Genomic DNA, 3,636 nt, shown 5'->3' with positions numbered 1-3,636 from the left:
CGGGCCCCGGGCCCCCCCCCCGGGCGGGGGTGTGAGCGGACAGGGGCGTGAGCGGGTGCGCGAGCGGTAGGTGGTCGGGTGCGCGAGCGGGTGCCTGAGCGGGTGCGTGAGTGTCAGTGGCGGGTCGTACGGTGGACTCATGCGGCCCGTATCGAAGATCGAACGCACGGTGGCGCCTTTCGAGGTCGTCAGTCCCTACCAGCCCAGCGGTGACCAGCCGACGGCCATCGACGAGCTGGAGAAGCGCATCCGCGCAGGTGAGAAGGACGTCGTCCTGCTCGGTGCGACGGGTACCGGCAAGTCGGCCACGACCGCCTGGATGATCGAGCGGCTCCAGCGGCCGACCCTGGTCATGGCGCCGAACAAGACGCTGGCCGCCCAGCTGGCCAACGAGTTCCGCGAGCTCCTGCCGAACAACGCCGTCGAGTACTTCGTCTCGTACTACGACTACTACCAGCCCGAGGCGTACGTCCCCCAGTCGGACACGTACATCGAGAAGGACTCCTCCATCAACGAGGAGGTGGAACGGCTGCGCCACTCCGCGACCAACTCGCTGCTCACCCGGCGCGACGTCGTCGTGGTCGCGTCCGTGTCCTGCATCTACGGTCTGGGCACCCCGCAGGAGTACGTCGACCGCATGGTCACCCTCAAGGTCGGCGACGAGATCGACCGGGACCAGCTGCTGCGCCGCTTCGTCGACATCCAGTACACCCGCAACGACATGGCCTTCACCCGCGGCACCTTCCGGGTCCGCGGCGACACCATCGAGATCTTCCCGGTCTACGAGGAACTGGCCGTCCGCATCGAGATGTTCGGCGACGAGATCGAGGCGCTGTCCACGCTGCACCCGCTGACCGGCGAGGTGATCAGCGACGACCGGATGCTGTACGTCTTCCCCGCCAGCCACTACATCGCCGGCCCGGAGCGCATGCACAAGGCGATCCGCGGCATCGAGACGGAGCTGGCCGAGCGCCTGGCGGAGCTGGAGAAGCAGGGCAAGCTGCTGGAGGCCCAGCGGCTGCGCATGCGCACCACCTACGACCTGGAGATGATGCAGCAGATCGGCACGTGCTCCGGCATCGAGAACTACTCGCTGCACATGGACGGCCGCGACCCGGGCTCCCCGCCGCACACCCTCCTCGACTACTTCCCCGACGACTTCCTCCTCGTCATCGACGAGTCCCACGTCACCGTGCCGCAGATCGGCGCGATGTACGAGGGCGACGCCTCGCGCAAGCGGACCCTGGTCGACCACGGCTTCCGGTTGCCCTCGGCCCTGGACAACCGCCCGCTGAAGTGGGAGGAGTTCCTGGAGCGGGTCGGGCAGACCGTCTACCTGTCGGCGACCCCCGGCAAGTACGAGCTCTCCCGCTCCGACGGGTTCGTCGAGCAGATCATCCGGCCCACCGGCCTCGTCGACCCGGAGGTCGTCGTCAAGCCCACCGAGGGCCAGATCGACGACCTCGTGCACGAGATCCGCCGCCGCGTCGAGAAGGACGAGCGGGTCCTGGTCACCACCCTCACCAAGAAGATGGCCGAGGACCTCACCGACTACTTCCTGGAGCTCGGCATCGCCGTCCGCTACCTCCACAGCGACGTCGACACCCTGCGCCGCATCGAGCTGCTGCGCGAGCTGCGGGCCGGCGAGTACGACGTGCTGGTCGGCATCAACCTGCTGCGCGAGGGCCTCGACCTGCCCGAGGTGTCGCTGGTGGCGATCCTCGACGCCGACAAGGAGGGCTTCCTGCGCTCGGGCACCTCGCTCATCCAGACCATCGGCCGCGCGGCGCGCAACGTCTCCGGCCAGGTCCACATGTACGCGGACAAGATCACCCCGGCGATGGAGAAGGCCATCGAGGAGACCAACCGCCGCCGGGAGAAGCAGATCGCCTACAACACGGCCAACGGCATCGACCCGCAGCCGCTGCGCAAGAAGATCAACGACATCGTGGCCACCATCGCCCGCGAGGAGGTCGACACCGAGCAGCTCCTGGGCAGCGGCTACCGGCAGGCCAAGGACGGCAAGGGCGCGCGCACCCCGGTCCCGTCGCTGGCCGCGCACGCGCCGGCCGGCGGCAAGGCCGCGGCCAAGGCGGGCAAGGGCGGCAAGGCCAAGGCGGCGGCCGGCGCGGTCGTCAGCGACCGTCCCGCCACGGAACTGGCCGGAATCATCGAGGAGATGACCGAGCGCATGCGGGCGGCCGCGGCCGACCTCCAGTTCGAGGTGGCGGCCCGGATCCGGGACGAAGTGTCCGAACTGAAGAAGGAGCTCCGGCAGATGAAGGAAGCGGGCCTCGCATGAGCCCTGGCCGGTAAGTAATGTTTGCGGCGGGGCCGCGGGTACCCGGTGCCCGTGGGCGACAAGGAGAGGGGACATCGCGTGACGGTCAACTTGACCAAGGGTCAGGGCATCAGTCTGCAGAAGTCGGACGGAGGCACCCTGACCTCGGTCCGCATGGGCCTCGGCTGGCAGGCGGCCAAGCGCCGGGGGCTGTTCGGCTCCCGGACGCGGGAGATCGACCTCGACGCGTCGGCGGTGCTGTTCGCGGACAAGCAGCCGGTGGACGTGGTGTTCTTCCGGCACCTCGTCAGCGACGACGGCTCGGTCCGGCACACCGGTGACAACCTCGTCGGCGGCGTCGGCCAGGGCGGGGACGACGAGTCCATCCTCGTCGACCTGCAGCGGGTGCCGGTGCACATCGACCAGATCGTGTTCACGGTCAACTCCTTCACCGGCCAGACGTTCCAGGAGGTGCAGAACGCCTTCTGCCGCCTGGTCGACGAGTCCAACGGCCAGGAGCTGGCCCGCTACACGCTCGACGGCGGCGGCGCGTACACCGCGCAGATCATGGCCAAGGTGCACCGCGCGGGTGCCGGCTGGAAGATGACGGCCCTGGGCGCCCCGGCCAACGGCCGCACGTTCCAGGACCTCATGCCGGCGATCCTGCCGCACCTGTAGCACCCGGACCGGCGGACGTACGCCGGCGGACCGGTGGAACACCGCCGCCCCGCGCCCCACGGCGCGGGGCGGCACCGCACGCGACGGCACAGAGCAGCACGACGGGGGAGGGCACGCGATGGCGGCCGAACTGGTCCGGGGGCAGAACCACCCGCTGGAGCACCACCAGGTGGAGGTCCGGGTCACGGCGGGCACGGCGCTGCTCGCCCTCGCCGTGCTCGGCGACGAGCAGGGCGCGCTGGCCGGCCCGGACCGCTGCGCCCACCCCGGCGCCCCCGGCCTGCCCGGGATCCAGGTCCCCGCGGCGGCCGCCGACCAGCACCGGCTCGCCGTCGACCTCGACGCGGTCGACGGGGCCGTGCACCGCGTCGGCGTCCTCCTCGTGCTGCCGCCCGGCGGTCCGGTCCGGTTCGGGGCCGTGGCCGCGCCGCACGTCGCGGTGACGGGGCCCGACGGCGCCGAGCTGGCCGGGTACACCCTGACCGGGCTGGACGCCGAGAGCGCCGTCCTCGCCCTGGAGCTCTACCGCCGTCAGGGCGCCTGGAAGGTCCGGGCCGTCGGCCAGGGCTATGCCGAAGGGCTGCCCGCCCTCCTCGCCGACCACGGCCTCGGCGCCCAGGCCGCGGCCGACCTGGCCGCGCGGGCCCTCGCGGCGGCGGGCGTCACCGTCTCGACCG

Annotated in this window: 3 protein-coding genes; all 3 read left to right on the top strand. The window is 71.1% G+C overall.

What is annotated here, in order from left to right; translation table 11 throughout:
• Nucleotides 1-139 precede the first annotated feature (139 nt).
• Nucleotides 140-2,302, top strand: a complete 2,163-nt coding sequence (gene uvrB / locus LG632_RS29705) for an excinuclease ABC subunit UvrB (RefSeq protein ID WP_226731027.1) — start codon at nt 140-142, stop codon at nt 2,300-2,302.
• Nucleotides 2,303-2,380: 78 nt separating this feature from the next.
• Nucleotides 2,381-2,959 carry a TerD family protein gene (locus tag LG632_RS29700; RefSeq protein WP_226731026.1) on the top strand — a complete coding sequence of 193 codons (579 nt, stop codon included), beginning with the start codon at nt 2,381-2,383 and terminating at the stop codon, nt 2,957-2,959.
• A gap of 118 nt (nt 2,960-3,077) precedes the next feature.
• Nucleotides 3,078-3,636, top strand: a 559-nt coding sequence (locus tag LG632_RS29695) for a TerD family protein (protein ID WP_226731025.1), incomplete at its 3' end; no start/stop codon positions are given.

The organism is Streptomyces antimicrobicus (assembly GCF_020532625.1).
Classification (GTDB): domain Bacteria; phylum Actinomycetota; class Actinomycetes; order Streptomycetales; family Streptomycetaceae; genus Streptomyces; species Streptomyces antimicrobicus.
Note: the sequence above shows the minus strand (reverse complement) of the source record. Positions and strands in the feature narration are given on the sequence as shown.